The organism is Halorussus marinus (genome assembly GCF_004765795.1).
GTDB classification, from domain to species: domain Archaea; phylum Halobacteriota; class Halobacteria; order Halobacteriales; family Haladaptataceae; genus Halorussus; species Halorussus marinus.
In genome coordinates this window covers 235,155-254,301 of record NZ_SBIV01000002.1, presented here as the reverse complement: position 1 = coordinate 254,301, position 19,147 = coordinate 235,155, and the positions used below count along the sequence as shown (strand labels likewise).

At 68.5% G+C, this 19,147-nt stretch carries 25 protein-coding genes and 2 tRNA genes; 9 read left to right on the top strand and 18 right to left on the bottom strand.

Features of this window, described 5'->3' with window-relative positions; genetic code table 11:
• Nucleotide 1 precedes the first annotated feature (1 nt).
• Nucleotides 2-1,567: a DNA-directed RNA polymerase subunit B'' gene (locus tag EPY72_RS05250; protein WP_134669516.1), complete on the bottom strand. Its 1,566-nt coding sequence runs from the start codon at nucleotides 1,565-1,567 to the stop codon at nucleotides 2-4.
• Complete coding sequence (locus EPY72_RS05245; protein ID WP_134669514.1) at nucleotides 1,567-1,794, bottom strand: DNA-directed RNA polymerase subunit H; 228 nt, start codon at nucleotides 1,792-1,794, stop codon at nucleotides 1,567-1,569. Before EPY72_RS05245 ends, EPY72_RS05250 begins: the two co-directional genes overlap by 1 nt.
• 286 nt (nucleotides 1,795-2,080) lie before the next feature.
• On the opposite strand from EPY72_RS05245, the gene EPY72_RS05240 reads away from it, so the two are divergent.
• Nucleotides 2,081-2,153 (top strand) — tRNA-Asp (locus EPY72_RS05240).
• A 238-nt stretch (nucleotides 2,154-2,391) separates the two neighbouring features.
• Here the strand turns inward: EPY72_RS05240 and EPY72_RS05235 are convergent.
• Nucleotides 2,392-2,937, bottom strand: a complete 546-nt coding sequence (locus EPY72_RS05235; protein ID WP_210423494.1) for a DUF418 domain-containing protein — start codon at nucleotides 2,935-2,937, stop codon at nucleotides 2,392-2,394.
• 219 nt (nucleotides 2,938-3,156) lie between these two features.
• Here EPY72_RS05235 and EPY72_RS05230 point away from each other — a divergent pair.
• Nucleotides 3,157-3,229: transfer RNA gene (locus EPY72_RS05230), tRNA-Asp, on the top strand.
• 246 nt (nucleotides 3,230-3,475) lie between these two features.
• On the opposite strand, the gene crcB is transcribed toward EPY72_RS05230, so the two are convergent.
• The 3 genes from crcB to EPY72_RS05215 are packed head-to-tail and all read right to left on the bottom strand — an operon-like array spanning nucleotide 3,476 to nucleotide 5,330.
• Nucleotides 3,476-3,826 carry a fluoride efflux transporter CrcB gene (gene crcB, locus EPY72_RS05225; protein ID WP_134669512.1) on the bottom strand — a complete coding sequence of 117 codons (351 nt, stop codon included), beginning with the start codon at nucleotides 3,824-3,826 and terminating at the stop codon, nucleotides 3,476-3,478.
• The gene (locus EPY72_RS05220) at nucleotides 3,823-4,218 is read right to left on the bottom strand and encodes a fluoride efflux transporter FluC (RefSeq protein WP_135805778.1); all 396 of its coding nucleotides are present in this window, start codon (nucleotides 4,216-4,218) and stop codon (nucleotides 3,823-3,825) included. The genes crcB and EPY72_RS05220 overlap by 4 nt, the downstream gene beginning before the upstream one ends.
• Before the next feature lie 44 nt (nucleotides 4,219-4,262).
• Complete coding sequence (locus tag EPY72_RS05215) at nucleotides 4,263-5,330, bottom strand: ATP-binding protein (RefSeq protein WP_135805777.1); 1,068 nt, start codon at nucleotides 5,328-5,330, stop codon at nucleotides 4,263-4,265.
• Nucleotides 5,331-5,406: 76 nt separating this feature from the next.
• On the opposite strand from EPY72_RS05215, the gene EPY72_RS05210 reads away from it, so the two are divergent.
• Nucleotides 5,407-5,898, top strand: a complete 492-nt coding sequence (locus EPY72_RS05210) for a DUF7382 domain-containing protein (RefSeq protein WP_134669506.1) — start codon at nucleotides 5,407-5,409, stop codon at nucleotides 5,896-5,898.
• Here the strand turns inward: EPY72_RS05210 and EPY72_RS05205 are convergent.
• The 5 genes from EPY72_RS05205 to EPY72_RS05185 form a co-directional block, all read right to left on the bottom strand.
• A complete protein-coding gene (locus EPY72_RS05205) occupies nucleotides 5,889-6,632 on the bottom strand; it encodes a protein-L-isoaspartate O-methyltransferase family protein (RefSeq protein WP_134669698.1) in 744 nt (247 codons plus the stop codon). The two genes, EPY72_RS05210 and EPY72_RS05205, sit on opposite strands and share 10 nt — an antisense overlap.
• Nucleotides 6,633-6,739: 107 nt before the next feature.
• Nucleotides 6,740-7,651, bottom strand: coding sequence for a methyltransferase (locus tag EPY72_RS05200; RefSeq protein WP_135805776.1), 912 nt, complete (start codon nucleotides 7,649-7,651; stop codon nucleotides 6,740-6,742).
• A gap of 25 nt (nucleotides 7,652-7,676) precedes the next feature.
• Nucleotides 7,677-8,330 (bottom strand): protein-L-isoaspartate(D-aspartate) O-methyltransferase, encoded by a 654-nt coding sequence (locus EPY72_RS05195; RefSeq protein ID WP_280177958.1) that lies wholly within the window; start codon nucleotides 8,328-8,330, stop codon nucleotides 7,677-7,679.
• 14 nt (nucleotides 8,331-8,344) lie between these two features.
• A complete protein-coding gene (locus EPY72_RS05190; protein ID WP_135805775.1) occupies nucleotides 8,345-8,998 on the bottom strand; it encodes an HVO_0476 family zinc finger protein in 654 nt (217 codons plus the stop codon).
• A 58-nt stretch (nucleotides 8,999-9,056) separates the two neighbouring features.
• Nucleotides 9,057-9,686 carry a DsbA family oxidoreductase gene (locus tag EPY72_RS05185; protein ID WP_135805774.1) on the bottom strand — a complete coding sequence of 210 codons (630 nt, stop codon included), beginning with the start codon at nucleotides 9,684-9,686 and terminating at the stop codon, nucleotides 9,057-9,059.
• Nucleotides 9,687-9,942: 256 nt separating this feature from the next.
• On the opposite strand from EPY72_RS05185, the gene EPY72_RS05180 reads away from it, so the two are divergent.
• Complete coding sequence (locus EPY72_RS05180) at nucleotides 9,943-10,560, top strand: hypothetical protein (RefSeq protein WP_134669499.1); 618 nt, start codon at nucleotides 9,943-9,945, stop codon at nucleotides 10,558-10,560.
• Between the two features lie 66 nt (nucleotides 10,561-10,626).
• Here EPY72_RS05180 and EPY72_RS05175 read toward each other — a convergent pair whose 3' ends face one another.
• From EPY72_RS05175 to EPY72_RS05165, 3 genes are all read right to left on the bottom strand, one after another.
• Nucleotides 10,627-11,196 (bottom strand): DoxX family membrane protein, encoded by a 570-nt coding sequence (locus EPY72_RS05175; protein ID WP_134669497.1) that lies wholly within the window; start codon nucleotides 11,194-11,196, stop codon nucleotides 10,627-10,629.
• 107 nt (nucleotides 11,197-11,303) lie between these two features.
• The gene (gene ubaA, locus EPY72_RS05170; RefSeq protein WP_135805773.1) at nucleotides 11,304-12,119 is read right to left on the bottom strand and encodes an SAMP-activating enzyme E1; all 816 of its coding nucleotides are present in this window, start codon (nucleotides 12,117-12,119) and stop codon (nucleotides 11,304-11,306) included.
• Nucleotides 12,120-12,203: 84 nt separating this feature from the next.
• Nucleotides 12,204-12,794: a 50S ribosomal protein L15e gene (locus EPY72_RS05165; RefSeq protein ID WP_134669493.1), complete on the bottom strand. Its 591-nt coding sequence runs from the start codon at nucleotides 12,792-12,794 to the stop codon at nucleotides 12,204-12,206.
• A 376-nt stretch (nucleotides 12,795-13,170) separates the two neighbouring features.
• On the opposite strand from EPY72_RS05165, the gene EPY72_RS05160 reads away from it, so the two are divergent.
• Complete coding sequence (locus EPY72_RS05160) at nucleotides 13,171-13,323, top strand: DUF1328 family protein (RefSeq protein WP_134669491.1); 153 nt, start codon at nucleotides 13,171-13,173, stop codon at nucleotides 13,321-13,323.
• Here EPY72_RS05160 and EPY72_RS05155 read toward each other — a convergent pair.
• Entirely contained in the window at nucleotides 13,312-14,229 is a 918-nt protein-coding gene (locus EPY72_RS05155; protein WP_135805772.1) for a serine/threonine-protein kinase RIO2, read from the bottom strand. The two genes, EPY72_RS05160 and EPY72_RS05155, sit on opposite strands and share 12 nt — an antisense overlap.
• A 269-nt stretch (nucleotides 14,230-14,498) precedes the next feature.
• Here EPY72_RS05155 and EPY72_RS05150 point away from each other — a divergent pair, with 269 nt between their 5' ends.
• Nucleotides 14,499-15,335: a lipoate--protein ligase family protein gene (locus tag EPY72_RS05150; protein WP_135805771.1), complete on the top strand. Its 837-nt coding sequence runs from the start codon at nucleotides 14,499-14,501 to the stop codon at nucleotides 15,333-15,335.
• On the opposite strand, the gene EPY72_RS05145 is transcribed toward EPY72_RS05150, so the two are convergent.
• Nucleotides 15,332-15,865 carry a redoxin domain-containing protein gene (locus EPY72_RS05145; RefSeq protein ID WP_135805770.1) on the bottom strand — a complete coding sequence of 178 codons (534 nt, stop codon included), beginning with the start codon at nucleotides 15,863-15,865 and terminating at the stop codon, nucleotides 15,332-15,334. The genes EPY72_RS05150 and EPY72_RS05145 overlap by 4 nt on opposite strands.
• Nucleotides 15,866-15,984: 119 nt before the next feature.
• Between EPY72_RS05145 and EPY72_RS05140 the strand changes: the two genes are divergently transcribed.
• Nucleotides 15,985-16,827, top strand: coding sequence for a deoxyribonuclease IV (locus EPY72_RS05140; RefSeq protein WP_135805769.1), 843 nt, complete (start codon nucleotides 15,985-15,987; stop codon nucleotides 16,825-16,827).
• Nucleotides 16,828-16,899: 72 nt separating this feature from the next.
• Nucleotides 16,900-17,079, top strand: coding sequence for a hypothetical protein (locus EPY72_RS05135; protein ID WP_134669481.1), 180 nt, complete (start codon nucleotides 16,900-16,902; stop codon nucleotides 17,077-17,079).
• Between the two features lie 2 nt (nucleotides 17,080-17,081).
• Here EPY72_RS05135 and EPY72_RS05130 read toward each other — a convergent pair whose 3' ends face one another.
• Nucleotides 17,082-17,417, bottom strand: a complete 336-nt coding sequence (locus EPY72_RS05130) for an AzlD domain-containing protein (protein WP_134669479.1) — start codon at nucleotides 17,415-17,417, stop codon at nucleotides 17,082-17,084.
• The gene (locus EPY72_RS05125) at nucleotides 17,418-18,098 is read right to left on the bottom strand and encodes an AzlC family ABC transporter permease (protein WP_244605528.1); all 681 of its coding nucleotides are present in this window, start codon (nucleotides 18,096-18,098) and stop codon (nucleotides 17,418-17,420) included. It abuts the gene before it with no gap.
• 195 nt (nucleotides 18,099-18,293) lie between these two features.
• On the opposite strand from EPY72_RS05125, the gene EPY72_RS05120 reads away from it, so the two are divergent.
• Nucleotides 18,294-19,109, top strand: a complete 816-nt coding sequence (locus tag EPY72_RS05120; protein ID WP_134669477.1) for a class I SAM-dependent methyltransferase — start codon at nucleotides 18,294-18,296, stop codon at nucleotides 19,107-19,109.
• Nucleotides 19,110-19,147 lie beyond the last annotated feature (38 nt).

The following is a 19,147-nucleotide window of genomic DNA, read 5'->3' as shown; positions in this document are numbered from 1 at the left end:
GTTAGTCGTCTGCGCTTGCTGTTGGTTCGACGCCCTCGATGCCGGGGATCCCCTCGACACCCATCGACGCCAGTTCTCGTTTCAGGCCCTGTTCGTCTTCGACGTTCTGTGACAGCTCCATCGCCTGCGCGAAGTTCTTCACCAGCCCACAGTTTGGCCCCTCCGGGGTCTCGGAGGGACAGATGCGACCCCACTGGGTCGCGTGGAGGTCCCGCGCCTCGAAGTGGGGCTGGCTCCGGGAGAGCGGCGAGCGAAGCCGCCGGAGGTGGCTCAACACGCCCATGAAGTCGGTGCGATCGACCAGCTGGGAGACGCCCGACCGGCCGCCGACCCAGTTGCCCGTCGCGATGGGGTGTTCGAGCCGCTCGGTCAGCACGTCCGACCGGACCACGGTGTTGACCGACAGCTGACGGTTGCGCATGTTGGCGCGTTCGAGCTGGTACTTCACGTCGCGTGCCAGCTTGTTGAGCGCCGTCCGGAACAGGTCCTTCATGAGGTCGCCCGAGACCTTCAGGCGCTTGTTCGCGTAGTGGTCCTTGTCGTCGGACTCGCGGCGTTCGAGCGCGAGCTCGAAACACGCCTCGGCCATCCGACAGAGGTAGTAGGCCTTGTTGATGCGGACGTCCTCTTCCTCGACCCCCTCCTCGTGGAGGTGAGGCAGGAGGTAGCGGTCGATGACGTAGTTCGCGCGCTTGAGCTGGTAGTTTTTGCCCTGTCCGGAGGCGACGCGCTTGCCGAGGGTCTCGATCGCCTCTTCCTCGGTCTGGACGTCGGCGGCCTCCAGGTTCTCCAGCATGAACTTCACGATCTCGGGGTCGTCGGAGACCCGGTGGACGATCTCCTCGTCGGATTCGAGCCCGAGCGCTCGGACGAGCGTGACGAAGTTGACGCTCCCCGAGACCGACGGGAACGACACTTCGAGCAGGCCGTCGCGGGTCCGCTCGACGAGCACCAGCGCGCGGTAGCCCCGACGCTGGCTGAAGGTTTTGGCGACCTGAATCTCGTCGCCGTACTTGCTGTCGTACTCCGCGAGGATCTTGTTCGGCGCGAGGTCCTCGCTCGTCATCAGCACCCGCTCGGAGCCGTTGACGATGAAGTAGCCGCCGGGGTCGGCCGGGTCCTCGCCGATGTCGATGAGTTCCTCGTCGGAGAAGCCCGCGATGTTACACTTCTGGGAGCCGACCATGATGGGCATCCGGCCCACCTTGGTCTCGGTGGCGTCGACCACGCGTTCGTCCTCGCCCTCGCCCTTGACGATGGACATCTCCATGAACACGGGCGCGGCGTAGGTGATGTTTCGAAGCCGGGCCTCCTGAGGGTAGAGGAGCTCCTCGCTCCCGTCGGCCTCCCGGACTCGCGGCGTCACGACCCGGACGTCGCCGAGTTCGACGTGGACCGGCTCCTCGTCTTCTTTGTCGCCGATGTCGGTGTCGATGGTCTCTTTCTCGTCGACTACCCGCTGCATCCCCCGCTCGAGAAACGAGTTGAACGAGCGGTAGTGGTGCTCTGCGAGCCGTTCTTTCGAGAAATACTCCTGCGATATGGCGCGTCGATCTTCCCTGTTCATTATTCTACGACGAGTCGGTATACGGTCGCGGTGTCGGTCGTTCGGGAGTCGCGCACGATCTTGATGACGTCGCCGACCTCGGCGTCGTCGGGCAACGCGGGGTCGGTCCGCTTGATCTTGGGTAAGTCGGTCTCTTTGATGTCGTACTCCTCCAGCACGTCGTCTAACTCGGCATCGTCGACGATGCTGTGGTCCGGAACGAGGTTGTGTTGGCTTACGTCTACCATGTGTGGCGATGGGCTCTCTGGGAAAGTGAAGAAATGGCTGTCACGAGATACTACAGGGCATTACACGCGTCGCTCATTTAAGACTTGCTAAGTAGGGGCCACACGACGGGCTATCCGGCCCGGGCCGCGCCCGTCTCCCGGCCACGGTCGGGCGCCTATTGGTGTCACGAACTGCGTCGAAGTATAAATTGTTTGGGGCGCAGTCCCCCACGCGACCGTCGACCACACCGGACTCGTTTGAGAAGCCTTAAGTCCGACCGAGGTCAACGACTGAATGCGTTCGAAAGCCCGGGTGGTGTAGTGGCCCATCATACAACCCTGTCACGGTTGTGACGCGGGTTCAAATCCCGCCTCGGGCGCTTTCTTCCGCGAACCATATCGACGAGCACTGCTTGGGTCGTCTCGGGCACTCGTCTCTGGCGAGCCCGTGATCGAAGGGATTTGAAACAAGAAGTGACCGAGCGCGGCGAGTGGAACGGCCGTGGTTCAAATCCCGCCTCGGGCGCTTTCTGGTGACGTCGACTCGCGAGCCGCTAGCTCCGAGCGAACGCTCGATCAAATCGAACGCCCGCTGGCGGTTTCTCCCACCGGTAGTTCTCACGACCAGAGTTCTCTATCTGTCAGCGTGCGCATGACCTGTTCGAGCGGACTCCGCGAGTACCGTCGGAGCCACAGATACGAGAAGCCGATACTTAGTACGGAGGACGTCAGCGCGCTGGCCATCGCGAAGGGCGGCGATTGGTCTTCGAGACGGCCGATCGCCTCCAGAGCACCCATTCCGAGCAAGACGTGTGCGACGTAGAGGCTCAACGCCATCTGTCCGGTCGCGACGAGCGGCTGAAGCAGGTCTTCGTTAGAGACGTACTCACAGAGCTCGAGACAGTCCGTTATCACTATCGTTGCGGTACCAGCCCCCGCGAGAATGTAGAGGGGAATCGGCGGCATCGGCTGTGTCCCGAACAGGAACGCGATATCCGACCGCGGCACCGAGTGGAGACTGCCGGCCACTGTCTCGGTGAGTATCCACGAGACGGATTCCGCCGCGACCGCGACGGCGATCGCACCGCCCATCACGCGTCGCCGAAGGGAGACGTTCTGGAGATCCATCCGGCCGAGAATCATCCCGTACAGCAGAAACGCCATCCACGGGAACACGGGGTGGAAGCCGTTGTAGAATAGGTGTCGAACCATTCCCCGGACGGTCCTGGAGACGAAGCACACGGGCGAGGGGACCGAACTGAAACGCACCGACCCCGTGGTGAAGGCAACCGAGTTGTCTTGCCATCCGATAGCACACACCGATGGCGCACGAAACCGGCACGCCTTAATATAAGCCGGCGAAAGAGGCAAGTGCAGACGAAAGCCCGGGTGGTGTAGTGGCCCATCATACAACCCTGTCACGGTTGTGACGCGGGTTCAAATCCCGCCTCGGGCGCTTTCTTCCGCGAACCATATCGACGAGCACTGCTTGGGTCGTCTCTGGCACTCGTCTCCGGCGAGCCCGCGATCGAAGGGATTTGAAACAGGAAGTGACCGAGCGCGGCGAGTGGAACGACCGTGGTTTAAATCCCGCCTCGGGCGCTTTCTTCCGCGACTCATCCCGACGAGCCTCGTGTAGCGTGCGCTCGCTACGTCTGATCTGGGCGGCTCGCGATCGACGATCACCGACACTCGACGGGGCTCATCCGAGGGCGCTCGCCAGCCAGCCGCCGATCCCGACCGCGATCAGCGCGCCGACGAGGTTGAGCACGGCGTTCCGGACCGCCGCCCGCCGTCGCCCTTCTTCGTAGAGCGTTACCGTCTCGACGGCGAAACTCGAAAACGTCGTGAAGGCCCCGCAGAAGCCGACGCCGAACGCGGCCGAAACCGGCGCGTTCGCCGGAACGCCCACGGTCAGGGCTCCGAGCGCGAGGCTCCCGAGGACGTTCACCGCGAAGGTGTCCGCGGTCCGACCCGGAAGGCGCCGGCCGACCGCGTAGCGAGCCACCGCCCCGAGGACGCCGCCCGCACCGACCAACAGCGGGGCGTTCATCTCGCCACCCCCGAGACGACTGCGCGGGCGGCCACCACCCCGACGAACCCGAGTCCGTAGTTCGCGCCGACGTTCGCGACCGCTAGCGCGGGCGAGAGCGCGGCGGTCTCGACCGCGAACGTGCTGTAGGTGGTAAACGACGAGAGAAAGCCGGTCCCGGCCATCAGCCGGGTCCGGGGGCCGACTCGACCGACCAGCCGAGACTCGTAGCTCAACGCACCCAGCGCGAAGCTCCCCGCGACGTTGACCGCGAGCGTCCCCCACGGGAAGCCCGCCGGGAGCGCCACTCCGACGGCGTAGCGAGCCACCGCCCCGGCGAACCCGCCGATCGCGACCAGCGCGAGCGGTCGAAGCGCCCCCGAGCTCGCGCCCGTGGGGTTCGTGTCCGACATCCGGCCGTGAGGAGACGCGGCGGCGGGATACCGTTTTCGAAGCCTCACGCCCGATCGGACGCCCGCGATCCGCCCCCGCCGTGGGCCGTCTCGCGCTCGCGGATCCGGACCGCGTGGACGCTCTCGGTCGCGTCGTCGACCACGAGCGCTTCGCCGGGTTTCTCGGGGAGTCGCTCGCCGAGCGCCGACGCGACGTACGTCGGCCGGGCGTCCCCGAGGGCGTCTATGTCCGCCCGAGACGTGAGCCGGTGGGCGAACAGGAGGTCGGCCTGCGAGACCGCGACCGCCGGCAACGCGGCCGGGCGCTGGGTGGCCGCCACGAGGCTGACCCCCGGCTGGCGACCCCGGGTCAGGACGGTCCGGAGCGCGGGCCCCGCGACGCCGTCGAAGAACGCGTGGGCCTCGTCGACGAGTAGCCACGGGAGCCGGGCCGGGCGTTCGCGGACGCAGTGGTCGTAGAGGTCGCGAGCGATCCCGCGTACGACCGCGTTCGCGGCCTCGGCGTCCAGCCCGGAGAGGTCGACCACGACGCCCGAACGCGTCTCGGACGCCGCCTCCGGGGGGTCGCCGAGGAGGTCGGCGGCGGTCAGCCCGTCCGGCGCGAACGCGTCCCACGAGTCGGCGAGCGCGAGGTGGTTCTCCGCGGCCCGTCTGGTCGACCGATCGGCTTTCGTGTCGGTGCCAGCGACGAACGACTGCATTCCCTCGAGCGTCGCCCGGGCCGCGGCGGCCCGCCAGACCAGCGCCCCGACCGCCGAGTCCGGGGCGAGCCCCAGCAGGTCACACCACGTCCGCGGGCCGAGCGCGTCGGCGGCCACCCGGGGCTCGGCGACCACCTCGGCGCCGAGCGTCCCGAGCGAGTCGAAGATTCCCATCGGGTCCGCGACGATCGGGGCGACCCCCGTCGAGTCGGCGAGTTCTTCGGCGAGGACGCCCAGCGTGTAGGACTTGCCGTAGCCGCGCTTGCCCACCACGACGCCCGCGTGGGACGACTCGAAGTCGAGGCGGACCCGCGCGCCGGGGCTCCCGTCGCGTGCGCGATACGAACCGAGGTGGCCCGCCGGGCGTTCGGGACCGGACTCCGACTCGCGGCGACCGAGGATTCGGGACACGCGATCCGGTTGGCGCGGTTCGGTGGATAAACGTTCGCGCGAGGGTTTAAGTCCGAAGCCGGGACCAGCCCCGGCTATGGCTCACCCACTGGGCTGTCCGGATCCCTTCGATTGCACCGCGTTCGACCGCTTTCGCGACGACGACCGCGCCATCGAGGGGCTCCCGATCCGACTCGTCATCGCTCTCGTGGTCGGGGTCGCCAGCCTCGGCGTGATGATGAACATGCTCTCGGGGCTGAACGGCCTCACCGTGACCGAACTCGACGCCAGACCGTCGCCGGACGTGGTCGGTCCGACCGACCAGAGCGTCGAGGTCGAAGTGGTCGACCCGGACGGCGCCCCGGTCTCGGACGCGACGGTCGTCGTCCGGAGCGGCACGGCGACGATCGACGGCGTCGCCACCGGGACGACCGGCGACGACGGTCGGGCGACCGTCGACATCGACCCCGAACTGGGTTCGAATCAGCCGGAGGGAACCCTCGACGTGTCGATAAAGCCCCCCGCCGGCACCGAGTACGCCGACGATCGGGAAAACACCGCGATACTCGTGTTGGCCGACTACGAGTAGCCGTCCCAGTCGATCCAGTCGTGCTCCCAGCCGGTCCGGCGTTCGCGGGCCCGATCGGCGCGCTCGCGGTCCTCGCGGACGGTCCGGTTGCGCTCGACGGCGTCTGCGTGCTCGCCGTCGGCGAGCAGCGGCGCGAACAGCACGGTCCCGAGCGGCCGGGACGCCGACTCATCGTCGGTCACGATCGTCAGCGACTGCTCGCCGGTCCCGAGCGGAATCACCAGCCGGCCGTCGGGCGCGAGCTGGTCGATCAGCGCCCGGGGCGGCTCGACCGCGGCGGCCTCCACCAGAATGCGGTCGAACGGCGCGTACTCCGGGAGTCCGTCGGCGCCGTTCCGACGGTCGACGAACACGCCGTCGTACCCCGCTGTCGAGAGGTTCGCCCGCGCGTCGAGCACGAGACTCCGTGTGATGTCGACGGCGTGGACGTTTCGCTCGCCGACGATCTCCGCGAGGACGGCCGCGGTGTAACCGACGCCGGCGCCCACGACGAGGACCGAGTCGCCGGCCGACGCGTCGAGGGCCTCCAGCAGGCGGGCGGCGGTACTGGGCGCGAGAACGCGGGTCCCCCTGTGCTCGAACGACCGGTCGGCGTAGGCCAGTCGATCGTCCTCCACGAACTCGTGGCGCGGGACCGCCCGCATCGCCGCGCTGACTTCGTCGCTGGCGACGAACCCCTTCGAGGGGTGTTCGAGGCTGTCGACCATGTCGTCGCGCAGCACCGCGAGTTCCATATCTCCACGGTGGTGGTCGAGGGTCTTGAATCGCGCGGCCGCGGCCGGACTCGGGGGCCCGATCGGGCCGACGAGCGCCGACGCTGTCCCGACCCCGGCGATCCCACTCACTCGGTCGGTCGTCGCCCGGCGACGACCTGTCGGTCGGTGCCGGGCACGTCCCGGACCTCGATCGACTCGAAGCCGGCGGCTTCCAGCCACTCGGTGAACCGGGCCTCGGTGTAGGTATCGCCGCGCTCGGTCTGGGCGAGCATGTGCGCGCCGAGCAGAGCGGCGCCGTCGGCCCGGCCCCGGAGGCTGTCGACGAGGACGACCGCGCCGCCCGGGTCGAGCGCGTCGTACGCGTTGGCGAGCAGTCGGCGGTTCTCGTCGGGGCCGAGCCCGTGGGCGACCCGCGAGCAGAACACCAGATCGAACCCTGCCGGCAGGCTCTCGGTCGCATCGCCTTCGACCAGCTCGATCGGTTCGTGTTCGAGGAGTTTCCGGTCGATGTCGATCACGTCCGGCCGGTCGAACAGCGTCACGTCGAACCCGCGGCTGGCGAACTCCGCCGCGAACGCTCCGGGGCCGCCGCCCGCGTCGAGGACGCGCTCGGCGTCGGGGTTGCGGTGGACCGCGGCGGTGACACACGCCCGGACGAGGGCCTCGTCGACGCTGGCCATCGCGCCCGCGAAGTTGGTCGTCCACTCGGCGGGCGGTTCGGGCGGCTCGCCCGACGCCATGGTCTCGGGGAGTCGGATCCACCGCTCGACGCAGTCGAGGGCGTGTGGCACGGGTCCGATCGAGCGCACGTCGGCCTTGGCGACGAACCCGAGCGCGCGGTTCGTGATCTCGTACTCGCCGTCGACCGATTCGAGGTAGCCCAGTTCCGCCATCGCGTCGAGGGTGATGCGGGCGGCGCGCTCGGTCACGCCGGCCCGGTCGGCGACCGCGTTCGGCGTCCCGGCGTCGGTGGTCACCGCCGCCAGCACGCCGCTCTCGCGGGCGGCTCGCAACAGCAGCGCTTCGCGGTAGTCCATACCGACAGAAGGAGCCTCGGGCGGCTTAGTCTTCCTGCATCGGGACGAACCGGACCCGGCCGCGGGTCTCCCGATCGAGCGATCCGTCGGCCCGCCGCCGGGCGTAGACGAGCCGCTGGGCGCCGGCCGCCGCGCCGATCGGGCCGAGCAGTCGTCCGCCGGGTCGTACCTGTTCGACCACCGCCTCGGGGAGCGCGGTCGCGGCGCAGGTCAGGTAGGCGGCGTCGTACGGCGCGTGTGCCCGCCACCCCTCGTGGCCGTCGCCGACCCGGATCGAGACGTCGCCGTAGCCCAACTCGGCGAGTCGCTCGCGGGCCGACTCGGCGAGCGACTCGTGGTACTCGACGCTGGAGACGTTCTCGGCCCCGACGACTTCGGCGGTGACCGCGGCGTGATACCCACACCCGGTCCCGATTTCGAGGACCGATTCGCCGGAATCGAGGTCGAGCTGGTCGACCATCGACGCCACCATGTGGGGCGCGCTGATCGTCTGGTCGTCGCCGATCGGTAACGGTCGGTCCTCGTAGGCCCGGTCGCGGCGGTTCGGCGGAACGAACTCGTGGCGCGGGACCGCCCGCATCGCCGCGAGCGTCGCCTCCGACAGGTCCTCGCGGTCGGCGAGCCGGCCGACCATGCGTTCGCGCGCGTCCTCGAAGCTCGGGCCCCCACCCGGTGTCACGCTCGCTCACCCCCTTACCACGCCGACCAGGCCGACGAGGTCTCGTCGTCGGCGTACACTCGTTTGACGTCCTTCGCGACCGCGGTGTCGCCGTCCTCGCTGAGCGGGTCGAAGTCGTAGCCGACGGCGTCGTCGCGGAGCGCGATCGACTTGACTCGGAACTTCTCGTCGCCGAACTCCTCGCTTGCCCCGACCTCGAACTCGAAGTCGCCGGGCACGTCGACCTTGACGCTCTTTGATTCCTCCTCGCGGCCGTCGTCGGGATTGACGGTGACGTTCACGCGGACGTTGTCGACCGCGCGGGTCCAGAACGTCTCGACGTCCTCGACCGTGGCCTCTTCTTTCCGAACCTCGTCGCCGAGTTGGAGGTCGGTGATCCGGACGACCATGATCGCCTCGGGCGTTTCGAGGACGAACTCCTCGCCGACCGCCACCGTCTCTGAGGGCGGCGCCTCGGCGGTCGCGGTGAACGACTCGCCGTCCTGTGAGACGACGACGTCGCGCTCGACGTCGTCTTCGCGCTCGATCTGGGTCTTGTGGACGTGACTGCACTCGGTGCACCGCACGGTGACGCGACCGCCGCCCGAGGACAGCACCTCGTGGACGGTCTCGGCGTCGGGCGAACACGACGGACAGGCCGTCGCGACGCGCTCGGCTGTTTCGCTCATAGCGTGGGGTACGCACCGCGAGCGTAAAAGCGCGTGGAGTCGACCGCGCGTTCGGGGCTCAGGTCCCCTCGACCAGTCGTTCGAGGTGTTCCGGGGGGACGGCCCCGCGGGCGGCGTGGCCGTCGTAGGCGAACGTCGGGACGCCGGTCACGCCCTGCTGTTGGGCCTCGGTGAACTTCGCGCGGACCGCCTCGCGGAGGCGCTCGTCGTCGAGCGCCGACTGGATCTCGGCTCCGTCGACCCCGGCCTCCTCGGCGAGGTCGACCAGCAGGTCCGCGTCGCCGATGTCGGCCCCGTCCTGCCAGAGCGCCTCGAAGATCGCGACGTCGAACGCCAGCCACGTCTCGTAGTCGCGGTTAGTCTTCACGTAGTAGGAGGCGATCTGGGCGGGAAGCGAGTCGACGTCGGTCGCGATCTCCTGGGCCATCTCGACGCCGTACTCTTCTTGGAGGCGCCGGACGTTCTCGCGGGCCTGTTCGTAGTAGTCCTCGCCCTTTCCGTCCTCGACCGAGTGGTCGATCGTCCCGTCGGGGTTGCGCTTGCCCGACCGGAGGTCGAACGGGTGCCAGTCGACTTCGAGGTCGCCCTCGCGGGACGCCCGGTACTCCCGGAGCGACTCGCGGCCGAGATAGCAGAACGGACAGACGTAATCGGAGTACACCGTGACGGTCGCTGCGGACTGGCTCATACCCCGGGGTAGCGTCGGCCGGCACAAAAGGTCGGGGATCGCCCGTAGTTCGGCCGGAACTGCCCCCTCGTCCAGTCGGCGGAACGGACGAGATTCCGAGACGAGCGTGGCGGCCGCGACACGGGCGGACTCGGACGCTCGGCGGTACGACCGACGAACGGCCGGTCTGGCGGCGCGGCCGCTCTCGTCTGCGGTCGGGCGCCCGGTGGCGTGTCGCCCCGGTAGATTTATACTACAAAATGATAAATCATTACGTATGTCGACGTGGATCGATCCCAAAGACGGGAACGCCCGCGAGTGGGCCGGGTCGTCGTCGGACGCTGGCGACGACCGCGAGCGCCGCCCGATCCGCGAACAGGCGTTCCACACGCCGTTACCGTTCCAGTACGAGACCGACGTCCGATACGAGGCGCTCGATGACTTCGCTATCGGCGACGCGACCTACCGGTGTGGGAAGCTCCGGTTCAACGGCGGGGTGACCCGGGCCCGAGAGCTCAAACTGACCGTCGACGGGTTCCTCTGGGAGCGGTCGGCGCTCCCGTCGCCCGGGATGCGCTTCAAGGCACAGATCACTCGCGACGGCCCGCCGACCGACACCGAGCCGTTCGGCGAGTACGAGATCTGGATCCGCTCGCGCCGGGGTGCGATCGAAGACGCCGATCCGGTTCGGTTCTCGGCCGGCGGCCGCCCGCGCAAGACCGGTCGGACCGTCAAGTCGTTCGAACGGCTCCCGACGCCGGCTCGAACGCGGCTCGTCGAGCTCGAACTGATCCGGAACCAACCGCTCGCGGAGTACGCGCTCACGACGAGAGAGGAATGGAACGACTACGCGACTCAGTTGCGGTTCATGCGTCACGCGTTCACCGAACGTTGACGACGGCCCGAAGCGTCGAGCGTCGAAGGGGTCCGGGACCGTCGGTCCCGGTGGGACGCGAGTCGGTCACCCGAGCACGTACCGGAGCTTCGGGTACTTCTCGACCAGCGCTTCGCCGTCGAGTTCGAACTTCTCGATCAGCGCGTCGAGCCCCACGATCCGGCCGGCGCCGAACGCCGCGACCGCGAGGAACACGAGCATGTACGCGAAGTCACCGTTGATGAGCCCGTGGGCGACCTCCCAGTTGCCGAAGTAGAACATCAGCATCATGAAGGCCCCGAAGAACGCCGCGAGCCGGACCATTGCGCCGACGAGGAGCCCGAGCCCGATGAGGAGCTCGCCCCACGGCACCGCGACGTTCACGAAGTCGACGAACCAGGGGGTGTTGCCCATCCACGTAAACACCCCGACCAGCGGGCTCGCGTCGGCGACCCCGTGGAGGAGGTACCCCTGCGCGTCGAACGGCTCGGCGGCCGCGATCTTCGTCCAGCCGGAGTAGAAGAACGCGTACCCCATCATGAGCCGGAGCGCAAGCACGAACCACGCGCTCAGGCTGTGGGCCTTGCCTCGGACCGTGACCCCGCCGATGGTGCTCTCGAACGAATTCGCGTCGTCTGTGATTTGGGTAGTGGCCATCGTCGTTCACCTCACATGTGAACCGTGGCTCCCCGGAGACATATAAGTAGAATCCGATTCTCAAGGTTCGGAAATCGGCCGGCTCGACCGCGTGAAACGCCGACGCGTCAGTCCGCGTTCACCGGACACGACTCCTCGGCGTACGACACCTCCGCGACCGACTCGATGGGGTCGTCGCCACAGATCGGACAGTCTGGGTTCGGGCGGAACTGGACCTCCTCGAAGCTCATCTCCATCGCGTCGTAGAAGATCATCCGCCCGTCGAGGGGCTCGCCCGCGCCAAGCAGGCACTTGAGCGTCTCGGTGGCCTGAATGTTGCCGATCGTTCCCGGGAGCGCGCCGAGCACGCCGGTGGTCGCACAGTCGGCGACCATCCCCTCCGGGGGCGCCTCGGGGAACAGACACCGGTAGCACGGCTCCTCGGTGGTGAAGGTCGTGACCTGCCCCTCGAACTTGTAGATGGCGCCGTGGGAGAACGGCGTCCCCGAGAGCGTGCAGGCGTCGTTGACCAGATAGCGCGTCCGGAAGTTGTCGGTCGCGTCGACCACGAAGTCGTACTCCGCGATCAGGTCCTCGACGTTGTCTGGCTCGACGCGGACCTCGTGGGTCTCGACGTCGACGTCGGGGTTGAGGTCCGCGACGAAGTCGGCCGCCGACTCGACCTTGGGCCGACCGACGTCGTCGTTGCCGTGGATGATCTGGCGCTGGAGGTTGCTCAGTTCCACCTCGTCGTCGTCGGCGACGCCGATCGTGCCCACGCCCGCGGCCGCGAGGTACTGGACGACCGGCGATCCGAGCCCGCCGGCGCCGACCACCAGCACGGCGGCGTCGAGCAGGGCCTGCTGGCCCTCCGGCCCCACCTCGTCCATGATGATGTGGCGCGAGTAGCGGTCGAGTTGCGTCGGATCGAGCGAGAGGCTCATGCCCGGTCGTTGGCGGTCTCGGGGTAAAAAGCCGCCGCTGGCCGGCGACCGAATCGCGGAAAACTGTGTTCGAACGTCCGGGGGCTACTTCGCGCGGCCCTGACCGCCGTTGTTGCTCGGGCGGTTATGCTCGGTGCCCTTGCCCTTCTGCTGGAGGCCCCGGTTGCTCTTGCCCGCGCTGGTCAGCCCGCGGAAGGCCCGACCCTTGTGGTTGTCGTCGCAGATCCAGTTCAGCTCGTCGTCGCTCTGGATGGCGCCGTGCTCGGGGTCGATCATGATCACTTCGAACCACTTCTGACTGCCGTCTTCGCCGACCCAGTAGGAGTTGAGCACGCGCAGGTTGCGGTACTTCCGGCTCGAACGCTCCTCGGCGATGCGCTGGAGGTTCTTGCGCCGGTAGATCCGGTTGACGCCCTGGCGCTTCGACCGGCGGCCCGCGGTGAACCGCTCTTTGCGGGCCGAGCCCTTCCGGACGCTGACCCGAGCCAGCACGACGCCCTGTTTGGCCTTGTAGCCGAGTTCGCGGGCCTTGTCGAGGCGCGTCGGTCGCTCGATGCGCTCGATGGCGCCCTGCTCGCGCCACTCCTGCTTTCGCTGCCACTGCAGTTCGCCGAGATCCCCGTCGTTGGGGTTTTTCCACGCGTCCTTGATGTGCGAGTAGAAGCTCTTTGCCATGGTTATCACCACGGGCGTTGGTGGTTCAGCCCCGTCTCGCGGGCGACCCCGCTCGACGTCCCGAGGTGCAACGCACCCCGCAGGCCACATTCCGTCCCGCGGTCGCGACCGACCGGAAGCGGTCGGCGCGACGCGCAGGTGCCCGCTGGTGCCCGTCCGCCAGCGAGTTACTCGGAGTTCTCGTCGTTCGGATTTAAGGGCTTCGTCTTCCGTTGCAACCGTTCCCGACCGTCCCACGCACTAACGCCGGCTTATCGGAGACATACCCGGCTAATAACTAACGGTGGAGAGCGGGTACGTGCTGTCATGCAGGAACTCCAACTGCGCCGTCGGCGCACGGCCGTTCGATCGCCCTGCGGTTTCGGGGGTCGATAGCATGGCGGTCCTCGAACTCGCGATCGCGTTCTTCGTCCTCGCCATCATCGCCGGCGCGCTCGGCGCGGGCGGGATCGCGGGCCTGTCGATGGACGTCGCGAAGTGGCTGGTGATCGTGTTCCTCGTGTTGGCGGTGGTATCGCTAGTGTTCTGAGCCGTACTCGCGGACGGACTCGAACGACCCGTCCGCGAGGCCGGTCGCCAGCCCGGCGGCGTCGACCTCGTCGGGCACGATTCGGGGGTATTTCCGTCGGAAGTACCCGACAACGTTCTCGACGTCGCGTTCGAGCAGTTCGGCGGCGTTCTCGTGGTCGGTCGGGGTCGCCTGCGGCCAGTCGAAGATGGTGATGCCGCCCTCGTTGACGAAGACGTTGTACTCGCTCATGTCGGCGTGGACGTATCCCGCCGCGTAGGCGTCGCCCATCTCCGCGAGGATCAGATCGAGGACGGCGACGACCTGCTCGTCCTCTAGCTTCGTCCGAGAGAGTTCCACGCCGTCGATCTTCTCCATCACGATCGCGTGACGGTTGTGGTCGACGGGCCGGGGGACCGCCACGTCGGGGTAGAGCGCCTCCAGCGCCTCGTACTCGCGCTCGGCCGCCTTCCGGGCGGTGTAGAGCCACGAGACGTGCTCGCGGTCGGCGGTGTAGTCGCGCTCTTTCATCACCTCCCGGAAGTTGGTGAACCCCTCGCGGTGGTACTTGAGCGCGAGGGGCTTGTACGACTGGACCTCGTAGACGTCGCTCTCCTTGCCCACTCCGAGGGGCGCGCCGAACCCCTCGACGCTCTCGCGCTCGGCGAAGGTGTGTAGCGCAAGCGCGTCGTACCCCTCGAACTTGAGCTTGTAGCCCTCGTACTGAATCGTCCGGCGCTCCAAGAGTTCGCGGTCGAGACACCGGTCGAGCCGGTAGTCGACCTCCTCGGCGGTGAGCCGCGAGAACTCCGGAATCTTCTCGCGAGCGACCCACTCCGAGAACCGCATCCCCTGCTCGACGCCCGACAGCAGGTGGAAGTCCTCGGGCTCCAACTCGGTCAGCATGCCCGCGACGTTCTGAACCATTAGTCGCGCCTACGCGTCGGGCGGGTAAAAGCCCCGCGCGTCCGCGCTCGACGGCCTATCGCGCGTCGTCGCCGTCCGGGTCGTCGGCCTCGGCCGGGCCGAACAGGCCGGCACAGACGTACGCCCACGCTCGGCTCCGACGCGTTCGGGGTTTTCGGGTCGACCTCATACTTGTTTAGGTGGGCCTAAACCACTTAGTCTTTTCTCGTCCCGCTCCGTCCTCGCCGGGGCTCCGCAATCCACTTGGTCCCCTCGCGCGAACCCCCGGTATGGCGCTGTCCGACCGCGAGTGGCGGCTGATCCCCGAGGAGTCCCGGCGCGGCCCGACGAACATGGCGCTCGACGAGGTCGCCGCCGAGACGGCGGCCGCCGGCGGTCCCCGGACGGTCCGGGTGTACCGGTGGGAGCCGAGCACCCTCTCGCTTGGCTACCGGCAGGACCCCGACACGGTGGCGTGGGAGTTCTGCGACCGGGAGGGGATCACCGTCACCCGGCGCCCGACCGGCGGTGGCGGCATCTATCACGACGAGTACGCCGACATCTCCTACACCATCGTCGCGCCCGCCGACGAGCTTCCGGGCGATCTGATGGAGACCTACGAGCTCCTCTGCGAGCCGATCTTCGACGCCTTCGAACGCCTCGGGGTGGACGCCGAGTTCACCGACGAGAAGCTCCCCGAGATCCACCAGCCCGCCTGCTACCTCCGGGAGCTCCACCCCGCTCACGACGTGGTCGCGGGCGGTTCGACAGACCGCGCCGACGGCCACGCTCGCAAGATCTCGGGCAACGCCCAGTACCGCCGGAAGGACGCGGTCATCCAGCACGGCTCGCTCAAGTTCGACGTCGACGCCGAGCGCCACCTCGCGACGTTCGCCGACCCGGCGACGACGCCCGCCGAGTTCCGCGAGCGCGTGACGTCGATACGCGAACAGGCGGGCGTCGCCCGCGAGGACGCCGTCGAGGCCGTCGAAGACGCCCTCAGAGAGTGGGCCGATGCCGAGGCCGGTTCGTGGACCGACGACGAACTCGATCGCGCACGCGACCGCGCGACGGCCAAGTTCGAGAGCGAGGCGTGGGTCCGGGACCGCGAGGACCCTCTCGATTAGAAGCCGAACGTCTCGGGCCCCTCGCCGCCGAACTCCTCGGCGATGGTCTCGTGGATCTCGGAGATCGGCGGCTGGTCGCGGGTCGGGTCGAGCGGATGCTCGCCCACCCACTTGTACCGGACCACCCCGTCGCTGTCCAGGAGGAAACACGACCGCCGCGATCTGGTCGCGATCTTGAACGTCCGGTAGGTCACCCCGAAGGCGTCGGAGATCGCGAGGTCGCAGTCGGCGTACAGCGGGAAGCTCAGATCGAGGTAGTCGATGAACTTCTCGTGGGTGTAGGCCCGGGACTTGCTGACGCCGACGACCTGCACGTCGTCGTTGCTGGTGAACCAGTCGTAGTCGCGGAACGCACACCACTCCTCGATGCAGTCGGGACTGAAGTCGTTGGTGTAGAAGCTGAGCAACACCGGCTTGTCGTTCCAGAGGTCGGCCAGCGGGGTCTCGGTGGCCTCCCCGTCCGGTCCGACGAGCGGCGCCGAGACGTTGGGTGCGCGTTCGCCCGTCGCCAGCCCTTGGGAGTCGCTCATAGTCGCTCCTCCCGTCGCCCCGACTTAAAAATTCCTTCTGAGGCCGCGCCGCCCCGTCCCCGAGCGCCGGCCTCACCGGTTCCGAAGCCACTAAAGGGACGCCTTCCCTCCGAACGCACATGAAAGTCGGCGCGCACGAATCCATCGCGGGCGGCGTCTACAACGCCGTCGACGCCCAGATCGAGGACGGCGGCAACTGCGGCCAGATCTTCACCCACTCCCCGCAGGTCTGGCAGGACCCCAACATCGGCGACGAGGAGGCCGAGCGGTTCCGCGAGCTCTCGGCCGACCACGACGTCGGACCGTGGGTCATCCACTCGTCGTACCTCGTGAACCTCTGTACCCCGAAAGACGACCTCCGGTCGAAGTCGATCGACAGCATGCAAAAGGAGGTCGACGCCGCCGCCACACTCGACATCCCGTTCGTGAACGTCCACCTCGGCGCCCACACCGGCGCGGGGGTCGACGCCGGCCTCGACAACGCCGCCAGCGCGCTCGACGAACTCGACGTTCCGGAGGGCGTGACCGTCCTCGTCGAGAGCGACGCCGGTTCGGGCACCAAACTCGGGGGCGACTTCGAGCACCTCGCGGCGGTGCTCGATCGCACCGACCAGGACCTCGACGTCTGTCTCGACACCGCCCACGCGTTCGCGGCCGGCTACGACCTCTCGACCCCCGAGGCGGTCGAGGAGACGCTGGCGGCGTTCGACGACGTGGTCGGGCTCGACCACCTGCAGTGTGTTCACCTCAACGACTCCAAACACGAGTGTGGCACCAACAAAGACGAGCACGCCCACATCGGCGAGGGGCTCATCGGCGAGGCGGGCATGGACGCGTTCGTCAACCACCCAGCGATCGAGGACGTGCCGCTGGTGCTCGAAACGCCCCACGAGGACGGCCGGGGCTTCGCGTGGAACATCGAGCGAGTCAAAGAACTGCGCGCGGCCAGCCCCGCCGAGTGAGCGCCGACCCGACGCGTCGACTCGCTACCGTTCGTCCTAACTGTTTTACACGTACGCGGTGAACGCCCGATCATGCGCTCGACTTCCACGGCGACCCGAGCGATCGGGGTGGCCATGTTCGTCCTCGCGCTCGTCGGCTACGTCGCGTTCGGCTGGCGGTTCGGCGACGGCGTCGACAGTCCGATCGCGCTCGGTCTCGCGCTCGTCGCCGTCGCCGTCGCGGTTGGCGCCACGCTCCGCGATCGGCTCTGAGACTACAGCGCCGACAGCGCCCACAGCGCGACCATCCCGGACCCGAGCGTCGCCGCGATGTCCTCCGTGCGCCACGCGACCGCGGCCGCGAGCGCGCCGGCCGCCACCCGCGGGTTCGCGACCGAGACGCCCGCCGACCCCTCGGCGAGAAAGAGGTCCGGCGCGACTAACGCCGCCAGCACCGCCGCGGGGACGAACCGGAGCGCCCGCTCGACCCCCTCGGGCACGTCGTCGAGGCGCCCGAACAGCGCGATGAACGAGAACCGGTAGGCGAACGTCCCGACCCCGCCGGCGACGATGATCACCCAGAGAGTCACGGCGCCGTAGTCGGTCGCCATCTACGCCACCTCCTCGACCAGCAGGCCGGCCCCGATTCCCACCACCGCCGCGACGATCAGCCCGAGGTTGAACGGGAGCCCGTTGGCTGTCACCGCGACCGACCCGCCGACGAGCGCGGCGGCCCCGGTCGCTCGGTCGGTGACCGCGGGGACGAGCACCGCGAGAAAGACCAGCGGCACCGCGAACTCGAGGCGCCAGCCGTCGGGAACGCTCGCGCCGAGCGCGATGCCCGCGACGGTCGCGACCTGCCAAGTCACCCACAGCGACGCCGCCACGCCCAGATAGTACCACCGCCGGGCGGTCTCGCCGTCGCTCTCGAACTCCAGCAGCGAGACCGCGTACGCCTGATCTGTGAGCAGGTACGCCACCAGCGCCTTCCAGCGCCCGGGCTGGTCCCGGAAGTAGGGCGCGATCGAGGCGCTGTACATCACCATCCGGACGTTGATGACGAGGACGGTGACCACGACCACGACCGCGGGCGCGTTCCGTCCGATGAGCTCGGCGGCCGCGAGCTGGGACGCCCCCGCGAAGATGACGACCGACATCGCGAGCGCCTCGACGGTCGGCACGCCGGCGCCGACGGCCGCGACGCCGGCGACCATCCCGAACGGGGCGATGCCCAGCAGGATCGGCAGCGAGACTCGAACGCCGGAGACGAAGTCCGCACGAGGAGACGACACTGTCTCCGAGTAGGTCCGCCGGTCGCCATCAAGGTTGGCGTCGCGGCGAAGTTCCGGGCCGGCGCCCGACCGAGACCCCGCGTTCGAGTCCCGAGCGCTCGTGGGCGTCGCTGGATTTCATCGACCGAGATACGGTTTATCGCCGGCTCGAACCGCCCGACTTTTCCGGGACCGGGCCGTAGCGGGCCCAGAACCGTGCGAGAGTTCTCCGCCGACTACCTTCGGGACACCCGCCGGGGCATGTGGGACGACCGGGAGGCGCTTTCGGACCTCGAACTCGGGTCCCGCGAGCGGATTCTCGACGTCGGCTGTGGCACCGGCGAACTCGCCCGCGTGCTCGCCGAGGAGTCGCCCGGCGAGGTGGTCGGCTGTGACGCCGACCGCGACCTGCTGGCGGTCGCCGCCGGCCGGGACGACACCGACCAGCCCGGAGTCCCGGTCGTCGCCGGCGACGCCCTCCGACTCCCGTTGTGCGAGGACGCGGTCGATCTGGCGGTGTGTCAGGCGCTACTCATCAACCTCCCCGAGCCGGCCCACGCGGTCCGGGAGTTCCGGCGAGTCTCCTCGGACCTCGTGGCCGCGATCGAGCCCGACAACTCCGCGGTGTCGGTCGAATCGACCGTCGAGCGAGAGAGCGACCTCTCGGCGCGCGCCCGCCGGGCGTACCTGTCGGGCGTCGAGACCGACGTGACGCTCGGAGGCGAGGGGACCCGCGAGGCGTTCCGCGAGGTCGGGCTCTCGGACGTCCGCACCCGGCGGTACGTCCACGCGCGCACGACCGAACCCCCGTACGCCGAGCGCGACCTCCGGTCGGCCCGCCGGAAGGCCTCGGGCGCGGGGCTGGCCGACGACCGGGCGACCCTACTCGACGGGGACCTCTCGGCCGGCGAGTACGACGACCTCCGGACCGACTGGCGCGAGATGGGACGGACCGTCATCGAACAGATGCGGGCGGGCGAGTACCGCCGCGCCGAGGTCGTCCCCTTCTACGTGACCGTCGGATCGGTCTGACGGACGTGAGCGTTCGGAGACGTCGCGACGGTCCCTCG

Excerpts from the sequence above, each read along its gene's own strand:
- EPY72_RS05250 (WP_134669516.1), bottom strand. The coding sequence starts at position 1,567 with ATGAACAGGGAAGATCGACGCGCCATATCGCAGGAGTATTTCTCGAAA.
- EPY72_RS05245 (WP_134669514.1), bottom strand. The coding sequence starts at position 1,794 with ATGGTAGACGTAAGCCAACACAACCTCGTTCCGGACCACAGCATCGTC.
- EPY72_RS05235 (WP_210423494.1), bottom strand. The coding sequence starts at position 2,937 with ATGGCGTTTCTGCTGTACGGGATGATTCTCGGCCGGATGGATCTCCAG.
- crcB (WP_134669512.1), bottom strand. The coding sequence starts at position 3,826 with ATGAACGCCCCGCTGTTGGTCGGTGCGGGCGGCGTCCTCGGGGCGGTG.
- EPY72_RS05220 (WP_135805778.1), bottom strand. The coding sequence starts at position 4,218 with ATGTCGGACACGAACCCCACGGGCGCGAGCTCGGGGGCGCTTCGACCG.
- EPY72_RS05210 (WP_134669506.1), top strand. The coding sequence starts at position 5,407 with ATGGCTCACCCACTGGGCTGTCCGGATCCCTTCGATTGCACCGCGTTC.
- EPY72_RS05205 (WP_134669698.1), bottom strand. The coding sequence starts at position 6,632 with ATGGAACTCGCGGTGCTGCGCGACGACATGGTCGACAGCCTCGAACAC.
- EPY72_RS05200 (WP_135805776.1), bottom strand. The coding sequence starts at position 7,651 with ATGGACTACCGCGAAGCGCTGCTGTTGCGAGCCGCCCGCGAGAGCGGC.
- EPY72_RS05190 (WP_135805775.1), bottom strand. The coding sequence starts at position 8,998 with ATGAGCGAAACAGCCGAGCGCGTCGCGACGGCCTGTCCGTCGTGTTCG.
- EPY72_RS05185 (WP_135805774.1), bottom strand. The coding sequence starts at position 9,686 with ATGAGCCAGTCCGCAGCGACCGTCACGGTGTACTCCGATTACGTCTGT.
- EPY72_RS05180 (WP_134669499.1), top strand. The coding sequence starts at position 9,943 with ATGTCGACGTGGATCGATCCCAAAGACGGGAACGCCCGCGAGTGGGCC.
- EPY72_RS05175 (WP_134669497.1), bottom strand. The coding sequence starts at position 11,196 with ATGGCCACTACCCAAATCACAGACGACGCGAATTCGTTCGAGAGCACC.
- ubaA (WP_135805773.1), bottom strand. The coding sequence starts at position 12,119 with ATGAGCCTCTCGCTCGATCCGACGCAACTCGACCGCTACTCGCGCCAC.
- EPY72_RS05165 (WP_134669493.1), bottom strand. The coding sequence starts at position 12,794 with ATGGCAAAGAGCTTCTACTCGCACATCAAGGACGCGTGGAAAAACCCC.
- EPY72_RS05160 (WP_134669491.1), top strand. The coding sequence starts at position 13,171 with ATGGCGGTCCTCGAACTCGCGATCGCGTTCTTCGTCCTCGCCATCATC.
- EPY72_RS05155 (WP_135805772.1), bottom strand. The coding sequence starts at position 14,229 with ATGGTTCAGAACGTCGCGGGCATGCTGACCGAGTTGGAGCCCGAGGAC.
- EPY72_RS05150 (WP_135805771.1), top strand. The coding sequence starts at position 14,499 with ATGGCGCTGTCCGACCGCGAGTGGCGGCTGATCCCCGAGGAGTCCCGG.
- EPY72_RS05145 (WP_135805770.1), bottom strand. The coding sequence starts at position 15,865 with ATGAGCGACTCCCAAGGGCTGGCGACGGGCGAACGCGCACCCAACGTC.
- EPY72_RS05140 (WP_135805769.1), top strand. The coding sequence starts at position 15,985 with ATGAAAGTCGGCGCGCACGAATCCATCGCGGGCGGCGTCTACAACGCC.
- EPY72_RS05135 (WP_134669481.1), top strand. The coding sequence starts at position 16,900 with ATGCGCTCGACTTCCACGGCGACCCGAGCGATCGGGGTGGCCATGTTC.
- EPY72_RS05130 (WP_134669479.1), bottom strand. The coding sequence starts at position 17,417 with ATGGCGACCGACTACGGCGCCGTGACTCTCTGGGTGATCATCGTCGCC.